At 73.1% G+C, this 17,730-nt stretch carries 16 protein-coding genes and 6 tRNA genes; 10 read left to right on the forward strand and 12 right to left on the reverse strand.

Translation table 11 applies throughout. The features are described 5' to 3' along the window. Window positions 1–213: 213 nt before the first annotated feature. Window positions 214–2,268: an elongation factor G-like protein EF-G2 gene (locus tag ACFVHB_RS12980; protein ID WP_380319627.1), complete on the forward strand. Its 2,055-nt coding sequence runs from the start codon at window positions 214–216 to the stop codon at window positions 2,266–2,268. Between the two features lie 60 nt (window positions 2,269–2,328). On the opposite strand, the gene ACFVHB_RS12985 is transcribed toward ACFVHB_RS12980, so the two are convergent. Continuing rightward, entirely contained in the window at window positions 2,329–2,778 is a 450-nt protein-coding gene (locus tag ACFVHB_RS12985; RefSeq protein WP_380319630.1) for a thiol-disulfide oxidoreductase DCC family protein, read from the reverse strand. A gap of 183 nt (window positions 2,779–2,961) precedes the next feature. Between ACFVHB_RS12985 and ACFVHB_RS12990 the strand changes: the two genes are divergently transcribed. Next, window positions 2,962–4,608 (forward strand): hypothetical protein, encoded by a 1,647-nt coding sequence (locus ACFVHB_RS12990; protein WP_380319633.1) that lies wholly within the window; start codon window positions 2,962–2,964, stop codon window positions 4,606–4,608. Between the two features lie 90 nt (window positions 4,609–4,698). Here the strand turns inward: ACFVHB_RS12990 and ACFVHB_RS12995 are convergent, their stop codons facing one another. The 4 genes from ACFVHB_RS12995 to ACFVHB_RS13010 form a co-directional block, all read right to left on the reverse strand. Next, window positions 4,699–5,259, reverse strand: coding sequence for an HIT family protein (locus ACFVHB_RS12995; RefSeq protein ID WP_380319635.1), 561 nt, complete (start codon window positions 5,257–5,259; stop codon window positions 4,699–4,701). 80 nt (window positions 5,260–5,339) lie between these two features. Then, window positions 5,340–7,319 carry a threonine--tRNA ligase gene (gene thrS, locus ACFVHB_RS13000; RefSeq protein WP_380319638.1) on the reverse strand — a complete coding sequence of 660 codons (1,980 nt, stop codon included), beginning with the start codon at window positions 7,317–7,319 and terminating at the stop codon, window positions 5,340–5,342. Between the two features lie 87 nt (window positions 7,320–7,406). Next, window positions 7,407–8,579, reverse strand: a complete 1,173-nt coding sequence (locus ACFVHB_RS13005) for a hypothetical protein (RefSeq protein ID WP_380319641.1) — start codon at window positions 8,577–8,579, stop codon at window positions 7,407–7,409. Between the two features lie 32 nt (window positions 8,580–8,611). Next, the gene (locus tag ACFVHB_RS13010; protein WP_380319644.1) at window positions 8,612–9,166 is read right to left on the reverse strand and encodes a DUF4365 domain-containing protein; all 555 of its coding nucleotides are present in this window, start codon (window positions 9,164–9,166) and stop codon (window positions 8,612–8,614) included. A 149-nt stretch (window positions 9,167–9,315) separates the two neighbouring features. On the opposite strand from ACFVHB_RS13010, the gene ACFVHB_RS13015 reads away from it, so the two are divergent. After that, window positions 9,316–10,083 (forward strand): 3'-5' exonuclease, encoded by a 768-nt coding sequence (locus ACFVHB_RS13015; protein WP_380319647.1) that lies wholly within the window; start codon window positions 9,316–9,318, stop codon window positions 10,081–10,083. Window positions 10,084–10,212: 129 nt separating this feature from the next. Here the strand turns inward: ACFVHB_RS13015 and ACFVHB_RS13020 are convergent. The 3 genes from ACFVHB_RS13020 to ACFVHB_RS13030 form a co-directional block, all read right to left on the reverse strand. Then, window positions 10,213–10,284 (reverse strand) — tRNA-Val (locus tag ACFVHB_RS13020). A 234-nt stretch (window positions 10,285–10,518) separates the two neighbouring features. Continuing rightward, window positions 10,519–10,590 (reverse strand) — tRNA-Val (locus tag ACFVHB_RS13025). A 115-nt stretch (window positions 10,591–10,705) separates the two neighbouring features. After that, a complete protein-coding gene (locus tag ACFVHB_RS13030) occupies window positions 10,706–11,152 on the reverse strand; it encodes a TIGR02611 family protein (RefSeq protein WP_380319650.1) in 447 nt (148 codons plus the stop codon). Between the two features lie 260 nt (window positions 11,153–11,412). Between ACFVHB_RS13030 and ACFVHB_RS13035 the strand changes: the two genes are divergently transcribed. Both ACFVHB_RS13035 and ACFVHB_RS13040 read left to right on the forward strand, forming a co-directional pair. Further along, window positions 11,413–11,826 (forward strand): SsgA family sporulation/cell division regulator, encoded by a 414-nt coding sequence (locus ACFVHB_RS13035; protein ID WP_030056266.1) that lies wholly within the window; start codon window positions 11,413–11,415, stop codon window positions 11,824–11,826. Between the two features lie 424 nt (window positions 11,827–12,250). Continuing rightward, window positions 12,251–12,856, forward strand: a complete 606-nt coding sequence (locus tag ACFVHB_RS13040) for a CGNR zinc finger domain-containing protein (RefSeq protein ID WP_380319653.1) — start codon at window positions 12,251–12,253, stop codon at window positions 12,854–12,856. 31 nt (window positions 12,857–12,887) lie between these two features. Here the strand turns inward: ACFVHB_RS13040 and ACFVHB_RS13045 are convergent, their stop codons facing one another. Then, a complete protein-coding gene (locus ACFVHB_RS13045; protein ID WP_380319656.1) occupies window positions 12,888–13,391 on the reverse strand; it encodes a hypothetical protein in 504 nt (167 codons plus the stop codon). Window positions 13,392–13,531: 140 nt separating this feature from the next. On the opposite strand from ACFVHB_RS13045, the gene ACFVHB_RS13050 reads away from it, so the two are divergent. Further along, window positions 13,532–14,032 (forward strand): DsbA family protein, encoded by a 501-nt coding sequence (locus ACFVHB_RS13050; protein ID WP_380319659.1) that lies wholly within the window; start codon window positions 13,532–13,534, stop codon window positions 14,030–14,032. Between the two features lie 45 nt (window positions 14,033–14,077). Here the strand turns inward: ACFVHB_RS13050 and ACFVHB_RS13055 are convergent, their stop codons facing one another. The 3 genes from ACFVHB_RS13055 to ACFVHB_RS13065 form a co-directional block, all read right to left on the reverse strand. Then, on the reverse strand, window positions 14,078–14,920 hold the full coding sequence (locus ACFVHB_RS13055) for a GNAT family N-acetyltransferase (RefSeq protein WP_380319662.1): 843 nt from the start codon (window positions 14,918–14,920) through the stop codon (window positions 14,078–14,080). A gap of 61 nt (window positions 14,921–14,981) precedes the next feature. Next, window positions 14,982–15,812 (reverse strand): aminotransferase class IV, encoded by an 831-nt coding sequence (locus ACFVHB_RS13060; protein WP_380319665.1) that lies wholly within the window; start codon window positions 15,810–15,812, stop codon window positions 14,982–14,984. Between the two features lie 107 nt (window positions 15,813–15,919). Then, complete coding sequence (locus ACFVHB_RS13065; protein WP_380319668.1) at window positions 15,920–16,969, reverse strand: chorismate-binding protein; 1,050 nt, start codon at window positions 16,967–16,969, stop codon at window positions 15,920–15,922. 332 nt (window positions 16,970–17,301) lie between these two features. Here ACFVHB_RS13065 and ACFVHB_RS13070 point away from each other — a divergent pair. From ACFVHB_RS13070 to ACFVHB_RS13085, 4 genes are all read left to right on the forward strand, one after another. Then, a tRNA-Gly gene (locus tag ACFVHB_RS13070) sits at window positions 17,302–17,374 on the forward strand. A gap of 40 nt (window positions 17,375–17,414) precedes the next feature. Continuing rightward, a tRNA-Cys gene (locus ACFVHB_RS13075) sits at window positions 17,415–17,485 on the forward strand. A gap of 37 nt (window positions 17,486–17,522) precedes the next feature. Next, window positions 17,523–17,594 (forward strand) — tRNA-Val (locus tag ACFVHB_RS13080). Window positions 17,595–17,635: 41 nt separating this feature from the next. Beyond that, window positions 17,636–17,707: transfer RNA gene (locus ACFVHB_RS13085), tRNA-Val, on the forward strand. Window positions 17,708–17,730 lie beyond the last annotated feature (23 nt).

Raw genomic sequence — 17,730 nt, forward strand, 5'->3', positions numbered from 1 at the left:
CAACCGGCGCACCCATCGTAGCCACGCCGACGACACCCTCCGCCGCACCGCACCGCCCACCGCCCCCGGCACCCCGCCCACCCGGCACCCTCGGCGCACGGACGCACACGCACGGTCACCGGGGCCGCCCTCCCGCGCGCCGCGACCCGGCGCCCCGCCGACACCGCACCTAGACTTTTCACGACACCCCCGGCGCGACGGGAGGAGACCCCGATGCCCGACCGCAGCACCGCACGAGCCGGCCAGGCGCCCACCGTCACCGGCCCAGGCCAACTGCGCAACGTCGTCCTCATCGGCTGCAGCGGCGTGGGCAAGACCACCCTCGCCGAATCCCTCGCCCTCGCCGCCGGGGCCATCGGCCGCGCCGGCCGCGTCACCGACGGCAACACCGTCTCCGACCACGAGGAGATCGAGCACCAGCAGCAACGCTCCGTCCAGCTCTCGCTGCTCCCCCTCGAATGGAACGGCATCAAGGTCAACCTGCTCGACCCGCCCGGCCACCCCGACTTCACCGCCGACCTCCGGGCCGCCCTGCACGCCGCCGACGGCGCCGTCTTCGTCGTCTCCGCCACCGACCCGGTCACCGCTCCGACCCGCGCCCTCTGGCGCGAGTGCGCCGCCGAAGGCATCCCGCGCGCCATCGCCGTCGCCAAACTCGACATCGCCCGCGGCAGCTTCGACGACATCCTCACCGCCTGCCACGACGCCTTCGGCCTCGGACCGGACACCCTGCGCCCGCTCTTCCTCCCCATCCGCCACGACGGCCACCCCGACGGCAGCGTCGACCTCCTCACCGGCCACACCTACGGCCAGGCCGACCCGCTCCCCGACACCGGTCCCGCCCGGGAAAGCCTCGTCGAAGCCATCTCCGGCCAGGACGACGCCCTCATGGAGCGCTACCTCGCCGGCGAGCCCCTCGACACCGACGCCCTCGAAGCCGGCATGCGCCGCGAAGTCCTCGCCTGCGCCCTCCACCCCGCCGTCCCCACCAGCGAGAGCGGCCTCGGCGCCACCGAACTCCTCGACCTCATCACCACCACGTTCCCCGACCCCACCGAACGCACCCGCCCCGCCCCCGAGTGCGACCCCGACGCCCCGCTCGCCGCCCAGGTCATCCGCGTCACCGGCGACGCCTACGTCGGCCGGATCAGCCTGCTGCGCGTCTACGCCGGCACCCTGCGCCCCGACACCCGGATCCACCTCACCGGCCCCGAGCACCCCACCGACCAGGACGGCGACGAACGCGTCACCGGCCTCACCAGCCCCTTCGGCAAGCTCCAGCGCACCGTCCCGCACGCCGTCGCCGGCGACCTCGTCTGCGCCGCCAAGCTCACCTCCGCCCGCGCCGGCGACACCGTCCACGAACCCGGCCACCCGGTGAAGCTCGAGGCCTGGACCGTCCCCGAGGCCCTGCTGCCGATCGCCGTCGAAGCCCACAGCAAGGCCGACGACGACAAGCTCTCCCAGGCCCTCGCCCGGCTCGCCGCCGAAGACCCGGCCCTGCGCCTGGAACAGAACCCCGACACCCACCAACTGGTCCTCTGGTGCACCGGCGAGGCCCACGCCGAGGTCGTCCTCGACCGCCTCCGCGGCCGGCACGGCGTCCACGTCGACACCGTCGAACCCAAGGTCGCCCTCCGCGAGACCTTCGGCACCGCCGCCGCCGGCCACGGCCGGCTGGTCAAACAGTCCGGCGGCCACGGCCAGTACGCCATCTGCGACCTCGAAGTCGAACCCCTCCCGGCCGGCTCCGGCTTCGAGTTCCAGGAACACGTCGTCGGCGGCGCCGTCCCCAAGCACTTCATCCCCTCCGTCGAGAAGGGCGTCCGCGCCCAACTCGCCAAGGGCGTCTCCACCGGCTACCCGCTCGTCGACGTCCGGGTCACCCTCACCGACGGCAAGGCGCACTCCGTCGACTCCTCCGACTCCGCCTTCCAGAACGCCGCCGCCCTCGCCCTGCGCGACGCCGCCGAACACGCCGTCATCCGGCTGCTCGAACCCGTCGCCGCCGTCAGCGTCCTGCTCCCCGACGACTACCTCGGCGCCGTCCTCACCGACCTCTCCGCCCGCCGCGGCCGCGTCCTCGGCACCGAGACCGGCGGCCCCGGCCTCACCCTGCTGCGCGCCGAGGTCCCCGAACTCGAACTCGTCCGCTACCCCGTCGACCTGCGCTCGCTCACCCACGGCACCGCCGAGTTCACCCGCGCCCACGTGCGCCACGAACCCATGCCCGCCGCCCTCGCCGCCCGCTACACCGACACCCGCTAGGCCCGTCCGGCGGACCGGCCGGGCGGGCGGGGGCCGGATCAGCCGAGCGGGCGGGCAGGATCAGCCGGCCGGGCGCTGGGCCTGCGGCAGCGAACAGGCCGGCGTCCCACCCGGCATCCGGTGCCGGTTCGCCGCCACCCAGCGGTAGACCACACCCGCCACCGGCCGCACCGGTGCCAGCGCCAGCAGCCCGCCCAGGTACGCCCACGCCCCGCCCGAGCGCATCAGCAGCCGCGCCACCGCCTGCGCACCGCCGTACACCCGGCCCGCCGGCGTCACCCACAGCACCTCACGCTCGGCCCGCTCCCAGGACACCTCGCCGCGCCCGCCGGCCAGCGCGTCCAGCTCCGCCAGGTCCGCGAACTGGAACGGCACCGCCTCCCAGCCCCCCGAGGCCAGCGTCTGCCGCAGGTACCGCTCCGCCCAGCCCGCGCACGTCGTGCAGAACGCGCAGTCCCCGTCGAAGACCAGCACCGGATCCTTCACCGCAACTCCCTCGGATCGCTCCATGCGCCCATCGTGCCCCATTGCGCCCCCGCGCCCACGGAGAAGGGCGTCACCGGTGCGAAAGGCGGGCATCATGCCCCACGGGCCCTGCGTGGCCCGAACGTGACGGCACTTCAGACGATCATCGGCGCGGCGGTACCGGGGCACGGTAACCTGCCGCTGACAAGGGGAGGAGGGGACGCCACCGTGACCACACTCGACATGACTCCGGGTGCGCAGATACCCCGGACCGACGCCGGCCCGCAGACCGCCGTCACCCAGGCGCTCTCCTCGGCCGCCTACCGCGACGGGGAGGTCGGCGAATTCGTCACCGCGGTCACCGACGCCACCGCCAAGAAGGGCCGGTTCGCGCTCTTCCGCCCCAACCTTGGCGAGGCCTTCAGCCGCGCCGTGATCGGACGCGCCCTCGGCGGCGACCGCAAACCCCTCGTCCCGTCCTTCGGCATCGACACCCGCCAGATCGTCGAACACTGCCTCGCCGCCGAGGACCTCCGGGCCGCCCGCGACCGCCGGCTCACCACCGTCACCGTCGTCACCGGCCTCCTCTTCCTGCCCGGCACCCTGCTCTGGCTCGGCGCCTTCCAGCTCCGCGCCTGGCTCAAGCGGGACAACCCGAAGAACGCCTCCTTCTACGGCACCCTGGTGCTCATCGCCGCCGTCGCCGTCGCCCTGCTGCTCGCCATCCGGCCGCCCGCCGCCGGACTGCTCGGCGTCTACCTGCGCCTCGTCATGCTCGCCCCCGTCATCGGCTGGTACCTCGCCAAGCGGATCGTGGTCAGCTCCGCCCTGGACCTGCGCGCCCGCTGGACGGCCCTGGTCGAGGGCAACGCCGTCGCCGCCACCGTCCCCAAGGCCGTCCCCCGCGACGACCTGGACAAGAAGGCCGCCGACCTGCGCGCCAAGCTCGGCCGTCTGGAGTCCGAGCAGGAGACCAACATCCAGCACTACGCCGGCCGCAAGGGCATCCTCGGGGCCGGAAGGCGCTGGGGCGAGTGGCGGCTGGTCGACAACCTGCGCCCCGCCGACGGCCACGCCGACTACCGCGCCTTCCACCCCTGGGACCTCATCCGCAAGATCTCCGGCCACCTCAAGGCCCTCGGCATCAGCGACGTCGCCAACAGCGGGATCCCCGGCGTCGCCGTCAAGCAGTGGGTGGTGCTGGAGGTCGGCGAGGGCGCCGACGAGATCGGCCGCCCGGACGGCGCCGACATGGACGGCGACCGGATGCGCGAGTTCGCCGTCCAGGGCATCGCCGACAAGCAGACCTTCTCCGGCGGCCCCCGGCACTACCTCGCCACCCAGTTCGTCACCCACGACGGCAAGCTGGTCATCACCTTCACCGTCACCGTCGTCCTGCTCGCCCACACCATGAACATCACGGTGGCCGGCTACGCGCTCGGACCGGTCAACGGCCTCTTCTTCGACAAGCCCAAGGACAAGGAGAAGACGGTCCCCAAGCCCGTGCGGTTCTGGGAGGAGCAGACCGTCAAGCTCCCCCTGATCGACAACGACGAGGTGGTCCGCCAGGCCGTCCGCGCGCCGTTCCAGCGGATGCCCAGCCTGCTCGCCTGGCTCGGCGGCGGCCTCGGCCTGCCCGAGCCCTTCGGCTTCCGGCACGCCTGGGCCGCGCCCCCGTGGAACACCCGCTCCATGACCGACAACGCACTCAACGTCGCCAACCCGGTACTCAGCGCGGTGCACACCGCCACGCTGGAGTTCCTGGAGGAGCACGACCTCGACACCGAGCGCTTCTTCAAGAACCGCGCCTCGATCATCAAGTCCGAGGTCCAGGGCACCCGCCCGTTCAAGGTCGACCACTACGACGGCGGCTGAGCCGGGACGACGAAGGGCCCGCCACCGAGATCCCCCGGCGGCGGGCCCTTCCGCGTCCGCTCGGGCCTGGTCCTGGCCCTGACCCTGGCCCTAGTCCTGCGGCCAGGCCTCGGCGAGCATCTTCCGGGTGTCCGCCAGCAGTTGCGGCAGCACCTTGGTGTGGCCGACCACCGGCATGAAGTTGGTGTCCCCGCCCCAGCGCGGCACCACGTGCTGGTGCAGGTGCGCCGCGATCCCGGCACCGGCCGCCGCGCCCTGGTTCATCCCGATGTTGAAGCCGTGCGCCCCCGAGGCCGCCCGCAGCGCCGTCATCGCGTTCTTGGTGAACACCGCCAGTTCGGCGGTCTCCGCCTCGTCCAGGTCGGTGTAGTCGGCAACGTGCCGGTACGGGACGACCATCAGGTGGCCGCCGTTGTACGGGTAGAGGTTGAGCACCGCGAACACCGCGCTGCCGCGCGCGACGACCAGCCCGTCCTCGTCGCTCAGCGACGGGATCGAGCAGAACGGGCAACCGTCGTCCGGAGCCGGGCCGGTGGGCTTGTTCTCGCCCTGGATGTACGCCATCCGATGGGGGGTCCACAGGCGGCGGAAGCCGTCCGGCTCGCCGACGCCCCGCTGCAGTTCCGGCTCAGTCGTCATGCTGATCAGCATATTCGCCCGGCGTGGCTTGCAAAGCAGAGTGGGGCAGTCTCCCCGAGGAGACTGCCCCGCACCTGCCGCCGACTACGGCATCACACCTGGATGCGGCGCTCCACGGCGTCGACGATCTCGGCGATCGCGTCGGCCACCGGCACGCCGTTCTTCTGCTCGCCGTTGCGGTAGCGGAAGGAGACCGCGCCCGCCTCGACGTCGTCGTTGCCCGCGATCAGCATGAACGGGGTCTTCGCCTTCTGGGCGTTGCGGATCTTCTTCTGCATGCGGTCGTCCGAGGTGTCCACCTCGACCCGGATCCCGTGCTTCTTCAGCTTCGCCGCGACCTCCAGCAGGTACGGCACGTGCTCGTCGGTGATCGGGATGCCGGTCACGGTGACCGGGGCCAGCCACGGCGGCATGGCGCCGGCGTAGTGCTCCAGCAGCACCGCGAAGAACCGCTCGATCGAGCCGAACAGCGCCCGGTGGATCATGACCGGCCGCTGGCGCGAGCCGTCCGCCGCGGTGTACTCCAGGTCGAAGCGCTCCGGCAGGTTGAAGTCGAGCTGGATGGTCGACATCTGCCAGGTACGGCCGATGGCGTCGCGGGCCTGCACCGAGATCTTCGGGCCGTAGAAGGCCGCGCCGCCCGGGTCCGGGACCAGCGGCAGGCCCTGCTTCTCGGCCACGGCGGCGAGGACCGCGGTGGCCTCCTCCCAGGTCTCGTCGCTGCCGACGTACTTGACCGGGTCCTTGGTCGACAGCTCCAGGTAGAAGTCGGTCAGACCGTAATCACGGAGCAGGTTGAGCACGAAGGTCAGCGTGGAGTCGAGCTCCTCCGCCATCTGCTCGCGGGTGCAGTAGATGTGCGCGTCGTCCTGGGTGAAGCCGCGGGCCCGGGTCAGGCCGTGCACCACGCCGGACTTCTCGTACCGGTACACCGTCCCGAACTCGAAGAGGCGCAGCGGCAGTTCGCGGTACGAGCGGCCGCGCGCGTCGAAGATCAGGTTGTGCATCGGGCAGTTCATGGGCTTCAGGTAGTAGTCCACGCCCTCGTCGAGCTGCATGGGCGGGTACATGCCGTCGGCGTACCAGTCGAGGTGGCCGCTCTTCTCGAAGAGCTTCCCCTTGGTGGCGTGCGGGGTGTAGACGAACTCGTAGCCTTCCTCCTCGTGCCGACGGCGCGAGTAGTCCTCCATGGCGCGGCGGATGATGCCGCCCTTGGGGTGGAACACGGCGAGGCCGGAGCCGATCTCCTCGGGGATGGAGAAGAGGTCGAGCTCGTTGCCGAGCTTGCGGTGGTCGCGCTTCTCGGCCTCGACCAGGAAGTCGAGGTGCGCCTTGAGCTCGTCCTTGGTCGGCCAGGCGGTGCCGTAGATGCGCTGCAGCATCGGGTTCTTCTCGCTGCCGCGCCAGTAGGCGGCCGCGTTGCGCATCAGCTTGAACGCCGGGATGTGCCGGGTGCTGGGCAGGTGCGGGCCGCGGCAGAGGTCGCCCCAGCACTGCTCGCCGCTCTTGGCGTCCAGGTTGTCGTAGATGGTGAGCTCGCCGGCGCCGACCTCGACGTCGGCGCCCTCGCCGGCGGTGGCCGCGGAGCCCTTGAGGCCGATCAGCTCCAGCTTGTACGGCTCGGCGGCCAGCTCCTCGCGGGCGGACTCGTCGGTGACCACGCGGCGGGAGAACTTCTGCCCGCGCTTGATGATCTCCTGCATCCGCTTCTCGATGGCCTTGAGGTCATCGGGGTGGAACGGCTTCTCGACGTCGAAGTCGTAGTAGAAGCCGTCCTTGACCGGCGGGCCGATGCCGAGCTTGGCCTCCGGGAAGAGCTGCTGCACGGCCTGGGCCATGACGTGCGCGGTGGAGTGGCGCAGGATGTCCAGGCCGTCCTTGCTGCCGATCGCGACCGGCTCGACCTCGTCGCCGTCCTGAACGGCGTACGCGAGGTCCTTGAGCTGGCCGCCGACGCGGGCGGCGATGATCGAGCGGTCGTCGGCGAAGAGCTCGGCGGCCGTGGTGCCCGTGGTCACCACGCGCTCTTCCCGATCGGGTTCGCGGTTGATGATTACCCGGACGTCCGTCACCGGTCTCTCCTGACGTGCTGGATTCATAGGACGCAACACTGCGCTGCGCGTGACGATGGTACCGAGAGCACCACCCCCACCGTGCACCTACGCCCCCTGTCCCCCTTCTCCCAGGCTCTTCAGCAGCCGCTGCCGTTCGGCTTCTTCGAGGCCGCACGGTTCCAGGCCGTGCGGGTGGGTGAGCCGGCGGAAGCCGCCGCGCCGCTCCAACCGGCCGCTGACCTTGACCGGAGTGCCCGCCAGGTGGGCTTCGGCGGCCAGCCGGTACCCCGGGTCGGCGAGCCGGACCCGTACCTCGCTGACCTCGGCGCCGCCGAGCACCCGCAGCCGGACGGTGCCCGGGCCGGCCGGGTCGGCGCGCTTGAGCCGCACCACCACCCCGACCACGGTGACCGCGACGGCCGGCTCGATCCGTTCCAGCAGCGCGGCGGCCTCCGCGAGGGCGGGGAGGTCGCCGGGCGAGAACTCCAGGGTGATCCGCCGGTCGCCGAAGCCGCCGGGCGGACCGGCGTCGGCCGACCAGGCGACGGTGAGCCGGCCGGCGGTCGCGCCGCGCACCAGCTCCTCGACGGACTGCACCAGCTCCCGGCTGACCCCGGCCTGGACGGCGTTCTCGAAGGCCTCCGGCCCGCCGCTGACCCGCCGGTAGTCGACGGCGTCGCGCAGCGCCTCCAGGGCGCGGACCAGGGTGGTCACGGCGGCCCGGCCCTCCGGAGCGGGGGTGTACGCGGTGAGGCCGGCGCCGCTCTCCGCCACGAGGCCCTGTTCGACCAGCAGGACGCGCTCCAGGAAGTCCCCGGCCCAGGTGTCGAGCCGGGCGCCGAAGTAGGCGGCCCTGGTCCGCCCGGCCTTGGCGCCGGCCGCGAGCATCGCGCGGGCCGCCCGCTGGAGCCGCTCGGCGTCGTCCCAGGGCGCGGTGCCGGCCGGGCCGGGCAACTCGCGCCGCCACCGCAGCTCGTCGCCGGGCACGGTGAGCGCCAGCAGGATCGAGCGGGCGGACGGGCTGCGGGAGCGGGACAGCGCGGTGACGGCGTCGGCGAGCAGCTCGACGGCGTCGTCGAAGCCGTCCCCGGCGGGCACCAGCAGGCTGGTGCCCGCGTCGGCGTCGTCCGGGGGCGTCCAGCGGCCGTACCGGGCGGACGGTCCGCCGCGGCGGATCCAGCCGTGCCGGGCGAGCAGCGTGGCGAGCACCGCCGGGTCGACGGCGGCCGGGTCGGGCAGCGGCCGCGCGGCGCCCTGCGGCTCGTGTGGCAGCGTCATGGTCCTGCTCCTCCCCGCCGGGGGCGGGGCGGTCACGGGCTGCCGCCCGCGCCGACCCGCGCCATGATGTCGCACAGTGCGCGGTCGTCGAAGACCTTCGCGGTGGGCACCCGGACGTTGGTCCGGTGCCGCCCGGTGACCGGGTGGCCGGCCAGGTTGACCCAGTAGCAGCAGTGCCGCAGCTCCAGCGCGTCCGGGCGGGCGGCCAGCCACTGGTCGACCCGGCGCGGCAGCAGCATCACGACCAGGATCCGCGGTACCGCGACGCGGGCCCGCGCGAGCTTGCGCAGGTGGTCGTTGTCCAGGGTGAAGCTGAAGTGCGTGCCGCGCGGCTCGGGCCCGATCTGCTGGGTGGCCTTGAGCTGGATCTTGATGGTGACCTCGTCGTCCACCTCGTGGGCGCGGGAGCCGTGGCTGACCTGCCAGTCGATCCCGTTGTCCGGGAAGGGCTGGGAGAGCGAGCAGCCGGCCGCGGCGGCGACCGCGTGCAGGTAGCCGACCTGCAGCGTCTCCATGCAGGCCGTCACCGCCAGATCTCCCCGCAGGACGGCCGCCGCCTCCTCGGGCTGCGGCTGGGTCAGCGCCATCGCCCCGTTGCCTCCCCCGGCACCCGGGCCCCGTCCGGATTCGAACAGGACACCTGAACGCAGGGTGCCCGGCCGGTCGGCGGCCAAACGGTTGAGCGGTCGTCAGGAGCGGTATCACCCTCTCGGAACGCAGTACTTGAGGGGCAGTCATGCAGCAGCACTGGTACACCGGCCCGCTCGCCTCCTTCGACACCGAGACCACCGGCGTGGACGTCGAGTCCGACCGGATCGTCTCGGCCGCCCTGGTCGTCCAGCCCGCCCCGGGCGCCCCCGCGCGGACCGCCACCTGGCTGGCCGACCCGGGCGTGCCGATACCCGAGGGCGCCCGCGCGGTGCACGGCATCACCGACGAGCGGGTGCGCGCGTTCGGCCGCCCGGCCCGGACGGTGGTGGCGGAGATCGCCCGGGCCCTGGCCGAACAGGCTCGCGCCGGGCGCCCGGTGGTGGTGATGAACGCGCCGTACGACCTGACCCTGCTGGACCGCGAGCTGCGCCGGCACTGGTCGGTGCCGCTGGCGGACGGGCTGGGCCCGGACGGGCTCGTGGTGCTCGACCCCCGGGTGCTGGACAAGCACGTCGACCGCTACCGCAAGGGGCGGCGCACGCTGACCGACCTGTGCGCGCACTACGGGGTCGAGCTGGCCGGCGCCCACGACGCGGCGGCGGACGCGACGGCGGCCCTGGAGCTGGTCCGGGCGATCGGCCGGCGTTACCCGGCGGCGTTGGGCGGGCTGTCGGCGGCGGAGCTGCACCTGCGGCAGGCGGTCTGGCACGCGGCGCAGGCGCGGGGGCTGCAGAACTGGTTCGACCGCTCGGGGACGCCGGAGCGGGTGGACCTCTCCTGGCCGTTGCGGCCGGCCCGTTGCGGGTGCGGACGGCGGCTGTCGCCGCAGCACAGCTGCGAGGTGGCGGCGTAGCGGGCGGCCGGGCGCGGTCGGTCCGGTCCGTCCGGCGCGGTCGGCCCACTGCGGTCGGTCCGGTGTGGTTGGTCCGCGAACGCCGCAGGCCCTGACCGGTCTTCCGATCAGGGCCTGCGTGCTGTCCGGTGGGCGATACTGGGATCGAACCAGTGACCCCTTCGGTGTGAACGAAGTGCTCTCCCGCTGAGCTAATCGCCCGGGCAACGAGAAGAACAGTAGCACCATTCGGGGGGTGCCGTACAACTCGGCTCCGCCGGCGACCGCCGACGCACCCGCAGAACTCGCGCTCCGCGCGGAAGGTGACTGCGCCTCAGCCCGATTCCGCGGGAACTTCCGAGCAGTTGTTCAGCGCGGCGGTTCCGCACTTTGCGGAAATACACGTGAGGCCCAGCCGATAATCGACTGGGCCTCACATATCACAATGCATTCCGGTGGGCGATACTGGGATCGAACCAGTGACCCCTTCGGTGTGAACGAAGTGCTCTCCCGCTGAGCTAATCGCCCGGGTGCAGGGAAAACATTACCGCATCCGGCGGGGTGCTCCGAACCCCCCTCTCCCCGGGCACCTCGCCCGCCCGGTCCCCCGGACGGCCCACCCCGGTGGCGGCCGCCCCCGGGGTCAGTGCTCGTCGATCTTCCACGGCATGACCAGCCCGTACTTCCACAGGTACCAGGCGCCGATCCCGGCGATCACCGCGAGGCCGATCGCGGTGAGCGTGAGGTTGCGCCGGCGGACCTTCGGGTCCAGCGCCTTCTGGGCCGCCTCGGCGACCTTGCGGCGGGTCCAGCGCAGGACCAGCTGGGCCCAGACGAACTCGGTCGCCCAGATGCCCATGCCCAGGAAGATGACCACCCAGCCCGGGCCGGGCAGCGGCAGCATGATCACGCCGAGCGCCACCACGGCGAGACCGACCAGGAAGACCGCCACCTGCCAGCTCAGGTGCAGCGGCCGGGACCGCCGGATGAAGTGCGGCGCGCGCGAGCCGAGCGGCCGGCCGCCGTCCGCACCCGGCTCCTCGCGGCCCTCGTCCTGCGCCCCCGGCTGCGCCCCCGTGTCCTCCGGCACGACCGCCTCTCCCGTTCTCGAGTTCCCGCCCGCGTTCCCGCGCGCCTTGTCGCTTCGCACAGTCATGCCAGGAAACTAACCGAGAACCGGCTCGTTAATGCCCAGGCGGGCGCACTGCGCCGATTCCGCAATGCGCCGTAAGGGGTACGACTCGGCCCCGAATCGGGACAGAGGGGTTTACATCGGTCCCGGAGGTGGGATGGTCCGTTCGCCGACGTGCGATTCCCCGAGCGCACACTGAGCGAAAGGCCATGGCGCTTATGAACACCACGGTCAGCTGCGAGCTGCACCTGCGCCTCATCGTGTCCAGCGAGTCCTCACTGCCCGTCCCCGCGGGCCTGCGCTACGACACCGCCGACCCCTATGCCGTGCACGCCACGTTCCACACCGGCGCCGACGAGACCGTGGAGTGGGTGTTCGCCCGAGATCTCCTTGCGGAGGGGCTGCACCGACCCACCGGTACCGGCGACGTCCGGGTGTGGCCCTCGCGCAGCCACGGGCAAGGGGTGGTCTGCATCGCGCTGAGCTCTCCGGAAGGAGAAGCCCTGCTGGAGGCCCCGGCCCGGGCGCTTGAGTCGTTCCTCAAGCGGACGGACGCCGCCGTGCCCCCCGGCACCGAACACCGTCACTTCGACCTCGACCGGGAGCTGTCCCACATCCTCGCCGAAAGCTGACCCCGACCGGAAGGCGGTCACGCCCCGCTGTCAGCGGGGCCGCACCTCCTGCCGTCACACCGCAGCCGTCCTACTCGGGGGCACGGCAGCAGACTCAGCCGCGCACGACGCGGTCTCGGGGCCGGTGAACGGTCCCGCTCCCATCCGGAGCGGGCCCGGCACCGCAGGCGCCCGGCACCGGAGCCGGCCATCCAACGGGTGGCCGGCCTCGTTGCCGGGCGCCGCCGTCTTTTCCGGCGTTCCCCCCGGGCCGGTCCCTCCCGGTCGTTCCGGGCGGCCGGGCGGCCCCGACCGGCTCGCACGGACGGACAGCGCTCGGACCGCCCTTCGGGAGAAGCTCCGCCGGGTGCGGCGGGGCCCGGTAAGGTCTGGGTTGACCGTAGACGCGGGGTGCCGACGGCCCCCTCCGCGCGAGGAGCCCCACGTGCTGATCACCCATGACACCGAGTGCGCGCTGAGCATCCTCGTCGAGCTGCTCAACACCGCGCCCGAGGTGTGCGGCACCGAGCTGCTGCCCGACGTGGCCGCACTGGACGCCTTCGTGGTCCGCCAGGAGATCAGCGAGGTCGACTCGCTGACCGACGACGACCTGCGCAACGTGCACCAGCTGCGCTCCCGGCTGCGCGAGGTGTTCGGCACCGAGGGCACCGTCGAGGCCGCCGAGCTGGTCAACGCCCTGGTCGCCGACGCCGGCACCACGCCCCGGCTGACCAACCACGACCACCACGGGTGGCACATCCACTACTTCGCCCCGCACGCCGCGCTGCACGACCACCTCGCGGCCGAGCTGGGCATGTCGCTGGCCTTCATCCTGACCGCGGGCGAGCGCGAGCGGCTGCGCCGCTGCGAGGCCCCGGACTGCGCGCGCGTCTTCGTGGACCTCTCGCGCAACCGCTCCCGCCGCTACTGCGACAGCCGCACCTGCGGCAACCGGCTCCACGTCGCCGCCTACCGGGCCCGGCAGCGCTCGGCCGAGGCCGTGCCCCAGGCCGAGGCCGTGGCCCAGGCGGAGGCCGTGACCTCCGCCTGAGGCACCCGGGGCGGGTCGGCCGTCGCGCGGCTCAGATGCCGCGGCGGCGCAGGATCTCCTCGATGTCGGCGAACTCGCCGCCGAGCCCGTCGTCCCGCTTCCCGGCCTTCGCCGGCTTGGCGGCCTTCCCGGCCTTCGGGGCGCCGCCCGCCCCCGCCCCGGCGGGCGGCTGCGCGGGCGCGGCGGCGACGGCGGGCCGTGCGGGGGCCCGTCCGGTGGCCGCCGGGCGGGGCTCGGCGGCGTCCACGGCGCGGCGGCCCAGCCAGCGGGTGGTGACCAGCAGGACGGTCGAGACCGCGAGCAGCGCGATCCCCGTCCAGACCCGCGGGTCGAGGACCAGCGCGGTGGCCCAGTCGGCCAGCTCGCTGCCGATGGTCCGCGCCACCGGGAAGAGGCCGGTCAGGTAGAGCCCGGCCGGCAGCAGGGCCACCGCGAACCAGCGGGTCGCGGAGAGGTGGCGCCGGCGGTACGCGCGCAGTCCGGCCACGGCCACCCCCGCGGCGGTGAGCGCGAAGCTGACGGCCGCCGTCAGCACGGCCCCACCCGGGTCGGGCCGGCCGTGCCGGCCATCCTGGTCGTTCCGGTCGTTCCCGTCATCGGACCTCCCGTCGCTCGGACCGGCGCCCGGGCACACCGCCGGGACGGTGCCGGGCCCACTAGTGGAACACTGGGGACATGATCGAAGGTTCCCTCCCCCGCCTCGAGTTCTGGTGCGAGCTCCAGTGCCCGGACTGCCGCACCGCACTGGACGACGTACGGGCGCTGCGTGCCGAGTACGGCGACGCGCTCGCGATCGAGCTGCGCCACTTCCCGCTGGAGAAGCACAAGCACGCGTACGCCGCGGCGGAGGCCGCCGAGGAGGCGTTCGCGCAGGGGCTGGGCTGGCCGTACGTGGAGGCGCTGCTGGCCCGGGTCGAGGAGTTGGACGCGCGCGGCCAGGAGGTGCTGCTGGAGGTCGCCCGCGCGGTCGGGGTGGACGCCGACGAGGTCGACACGGCGCTGGTGGACGGCCGGCACACGCTGATCGTGGACGCCGACCAGGCGGAGGGCAGGGCGATCGGGGTCACCGGTACGCCGACGTACGTGATCGCCGGGCAGCGGCTGGACGGCGGGAAGAGCCAGGACGGCCTGCGGGAGCGGATCAGGGCCGTCATCGAGGCCGCAAGGAATTCCTGATCCTCCGTCAACCCCCTTGCCCCGCAGGGGATTTCCGGGGTCGTTTCAGAGCAGCGGCTTGCCGTAGACCCGGTTGGTGATCCGGTAACCGAGCGACTCGTAGAGCCGGATCGCGACCTGGTTGCCGCTGAAGACGTTCAGGCCGAGGTCGTGGACGCCCGCCGCCAGGCACTCGCGTTCGGCGAGCAGCATCAGGGAGCGGCCGTGGCCCTCCCCCCGGTGGGCCTCGGCCACCTCCACGATCATCACCCAGGCGAGCGGGCGGCCGTCGGGCAGGTCGCGGACCCGCAGGGCCAGCCAGAGGGCGCCCAGCGGGTCCGGGCCGTCGCCGTAGAGGCGGCGCAGGGCCACTCCGGGCGTGTCGGCGCCCTGCGGCAGCAGGTGCACGTGGTCGGCGTCCGACTTGGCGCGTGCCTGTGCCTCGCTGAGGCCCGAGGAGACCAGGTCGCGGAGGTAGCCCTGCTTGGCCTGGGCGAGCCAGTCGGGGAACTCCTCGGCGTCGATCCGGCGCGGCCGGACGCCGGCGGGCAGGGCGGGTGCGACGGCCAGCCGCTTGGCCATGTTCCGCATCCGCTCGGTGTAGCCGAGGGTGGCGGCGAGGCAGCGTGCCGGCTGCGCCGTCTCCGGGATGTCGGCGTCCACCCGGGAGCAGCCCCAGCTGCGCAGCACCTCCTCGGCGGCCAGGGCACCGAACGTGCCGCGGCCGCGGCCGCGGCCCTCGCGGACCTCCAACTCCGAGATCTCTCCCCAGAGTTGAGGTCTGCGGGGAACGGTGGTGGTGCGCAGTGCCCCGACCGGGCGGCCGTTGGCGCAGATCTGCCAGCGTCTGGTGCGACCGCCGGCGGTGGTGGGTGACTCCGGGCCCTCGGGGCGCAGCGTGGTCGTCATGTCGGGGTCCCTTCCCCACCGTGCGGGTGTTCTATCCGCCGGACCGGTGAACCGGTTCGGATCAGGGATCGAGGTCGTCGCCGCTGCGCTCGGTGAAGACCGCCATCGCCTTGGCGGTGACCGGCCCGGGGCCGGGGAGTTCGCGGTCGTCGACGCGGGTGACGGCCTGGACGTCGCGCAGGGTGGAGGTCAGGAAGATCTCCTCGGCCTCGTGCAGCGCCTCCAGCGGCAGGTCGGTCTCCTCGGCGCCGCACCAGTCGATGACGAGCCGGCGGGTGATGCCGGCCAGGCAGCCGGAGGCGAGGGTGGGGGTGAGCAGCCGGCCGCCGAGCACGACGAAGACGTTGGAGCCGGTGCCCTCGCACAGCAGGCCGGCGGTGTTGGCGAACAGTGCCTCGGAGGCGCGGGCGCGGTGGGCCGCGGCGAGCGCGACGACGTTCTCGGCGTACGAGGTGGTCTTGAGGCCGGCGACGGCGCTGTGCTCGTTGCGGCGCCAGGGGACGACGGCGACGGCGGTGGTGTCGGGGCGGCGGGTGGCGGTGCCGAGGGAGGCGACCAGGGTGGGGGCGTCGTCGCCGCGTTCGGAGCCGAGCGGGGCGGCGCCGCCGGTGTAGGTGAGGCGCAGGCGGCCGAGCGGCATCGGGTTGGCGGCGAGGACCTGGGCGCAGGCCTCGCGCACCAGGTCGTGGTCCGGGTCGGGCAGGCCGAGGCCGCGGGCGGAGCGGGTCAGCCGGTCGAGGTGGCGGGTGAGCGCGAAGGCCCGGCCGTCGACGGCCTTCAGGGTCTCGAAGACCCCGTCGCCGGTGGTGAGTCCGTGGTCGAGGACGGAGACGGCGGCGTCGGCGGAGTCGACGAGTGAGCCGTTGACCCAGCTCTTGGTCTGGTGCTGCATCGAGGGCTGCTCCTCAAGGCGGTTGTGCGGAGGTGGTGGGCGGTGCGGGCCCGGCCCGGGGTGGGGTCCGGTCCGGCTTCGGGGCCGGGCTCGGGGGCTGCGGGTCCTCAGTAGGTTCCGGTGCCCGACGCTATCGCGACCAGGCGGGCGGCCTTCAGTTCGGTTTCCGCCCACTCGCGCTCGGGGTCGGAGCCCCAGGTGATGCCGGCGCCGGTGCCGAACCGCAGCAGCGGTGCGCCGGGGTCGGTCCGGTCGATCCAGAAGGTGCGGATGCCGACGGCGAGTTCGCCCTCTCCCCGGTCGGCGTCGACCCAGCCGACCGCTCCGCAGTAGGGGCCGCGGGGGGCGGTCTCCAGGGCGTCGATGATCCGCAGGGCACTGGACTTGGGGGCGCCGGTGACCGAGCCGGGCGGGAAGGTCGCGTCCAGCAGTTCGGGCCAGCCGGCGTCCGCGCGCAGGGTGCCCTGGACGGTGGAGACCAGGTGGACCAGGCCGGGGTGCTTCTCGACGGCGCAGAGGTCGGGGACGATGACCGTGCCGGTCTCGCAGACGCGGCCGAGGTCGTTGCGGACCAGGTCGACGATCATCACGTTCTCGGCGTGGTCCTTCTCCAGCAGGTCGGCCTCGGTGCGGCCGGTGCCCTTGATCGGGCCGGAGGAGACGGTTCCGCCGTCGCGGCGCAGGTAGAGCTCGGGCGAGGCGGTGGCGATCTCGACGCCGTGCGCGGGCAGGCGGATCGTTCCGGCGTAGGGGGCCGGGTTTCCGTGGGCGAGCAGTCCGGTGAGGGCGTCGACGTCGGTGCGGGCCGGGTCGGGCAGTGGCGCGGTGAGCACGCGGCAGAGGTTGGCCTGGTAGACCTCGCCGGCCGCGATGTGCTCGCGGATCCGGCGGACGCCGGCGGTGTAGGCGTCGCGGTCGAGGGAGCTGTGCCAGCCGTCGGCGGCCGGTCCGAGCCAGCCGGCGCCGGACGGGGGCGCCGGGGCGGGGCGGAGGTCGTCGAAGCGGGCGCAGGTGAGCCGGCCCTCGAAGTCGTAGGCGACGGCCCAGAAGCCGGAGGAGTCGAGCGCGGCCGGGTCCGAGGTCACGTCGCGCAGCCCGGTGGCGAGGCGGCCGCCGAAGCGGGCGAGCGGGCTGAGGGGGTCGAGCTGGCCGGACACGGTTCTCCTGCACGGGGTGGGGCTGGGCTGCGGTGCCTGAAGTCTAGGTCGGGGGCCGGGAGGGGGCTCGGGGTGCGGCCGCTGCGCCGCAGGGGGCGTGAGCAGCGGTGAGCATCGCGCGGGTGCGCGCCGGGTGGCCCGCGGGTGATCGTCCGGGACCGCCGCTGGTGGGGGCCGGTGAGCCCGCGGAACCGCGGCCGGGACGGCGCCCGGCGGGCATCCCCTCGGCACGCTGCGGGAACGGATTTTTAGCTGGCCCGGGAATCCGCTAGAGTTCAACACGTCGCCAGGGAGCGCAGCCGAAGAAAAGCGGTGAAGATCCCGGGAGACAGGCGGACGTGGCTCAGTTGGTAGAGCATCACCTTGCCAAGGTGAGGGTCGCGAGTTCGAATCTCGTCGTCCGCTCGATGGAGAACAGTGTAAGATCGTTCTTCGTGTGTTGCCTGGTGGAGTGGCCGAGAGGCGAGGCAACGGCCTGCAAAGCCGTCTACACGGGTTCAAATCCCGTCTCCACCTCCGAGAGGCTCACCCGGTTCCGCCGGGAGACCTCCCCGCGCGATTAGCTCAGCGGGAGAGCACTACCTTGACACGGTAGGGGTCACTGGTTCAATCCCAGTATCGCGCACGTCGGATCCTCCGGGGTCTGCTGCAGGACCGCCACACCAGGCGCGATTAGCTCAGCGGGAGAGCACTACCTTGACACGGTAGGGGTCACTGGTTCAATCCCAGTATCGCGCACGTCGGGCCCTTCGGGGTCTGCT

It is taken from the genome of Kitasatospora sp. NPDC127111, assembly GCF_042677465.1.
GTDB lineage: Bacteria > Actinomycetota > Actinomycetes > Streptomycetales > Streptomycetaceae > Kitasatospora.

Bases quoted from the DNA above. Each gene is read 5' to 3' on its own strand.
- ACFVHB_RS13050 (WP_380319659.1), top strand. From the start codon at position 13,532: ATGATCGAAGGTTCCCTCCCCCGCCTCGAGTTCTGGTGCGAGCTCCAG.
- ACFVHB_RS13005 (WP_380319641.1), bottom strand. From the start codon at position 8,579: ATGACGCTGCCACACGAGCCGCAGGGCGCCGCGCGGCCGCTGCCCGAC.
- ACFVHB_RS13010 (WP_380319644.1), bottom strand. From the start codon at position 9,166: ATGGCGCTGACCCAGCCGCAGCCCGAGGAGGCGGCGGCCGTCCTGCGG.
- ACFVHB_RS13015 (WP_380319647.1), top strand. From the start codon at position 9,316: ATGCAGCAGCACTGGTACACCGGCCCGCTCGCCTCCTTCGACACCGAG.
- ACFVHB_RS13055 (WP_380319662.1), bottom strand. From the start codon at position 14,920: ATGACGACCACGCTGCGCCCCGAGGGCCCGGAGTCACCCACCACCGCC.
- ACFVHB_RS12985 (WP_380319630.1), bottom strand. From the start codon at position 2,778: ATGGAGCGATCCGAGGGAGTTGCGGTGAAGGATCCGGTGCTGGTCTTC.
- ACFVHB_RS12980 (WP_380319627.1), top strand. From the start codon at position 214: ATGCCCGACCGCAGCACCGCACGAGCCGGCCAGGCGCCCACCGTCACC.
- ACFVHB_RS12995 (WP_380319635.1), bottom strand. From the start codon at position 5,259: ATGCTGATCAGCATGACGACTGAGCCGGAACTGCAGCGGGGCGTCGGC.
- ACFVHB_RS13060 (WP_380319665.1), bottom strand. From the start codon at position 15,812: ATGCAGCACCAGACCAAGAGCTGGGTCAACGGCTCACTCGTCGACTCC.
- ACFVHB_RS13035 (WP_030056266.1), top strand. From the start codon at position 11,413: ATGAACACCACGGTCAGCTGCGAGCTGCACCTGCGCCTCATCGTGTCC.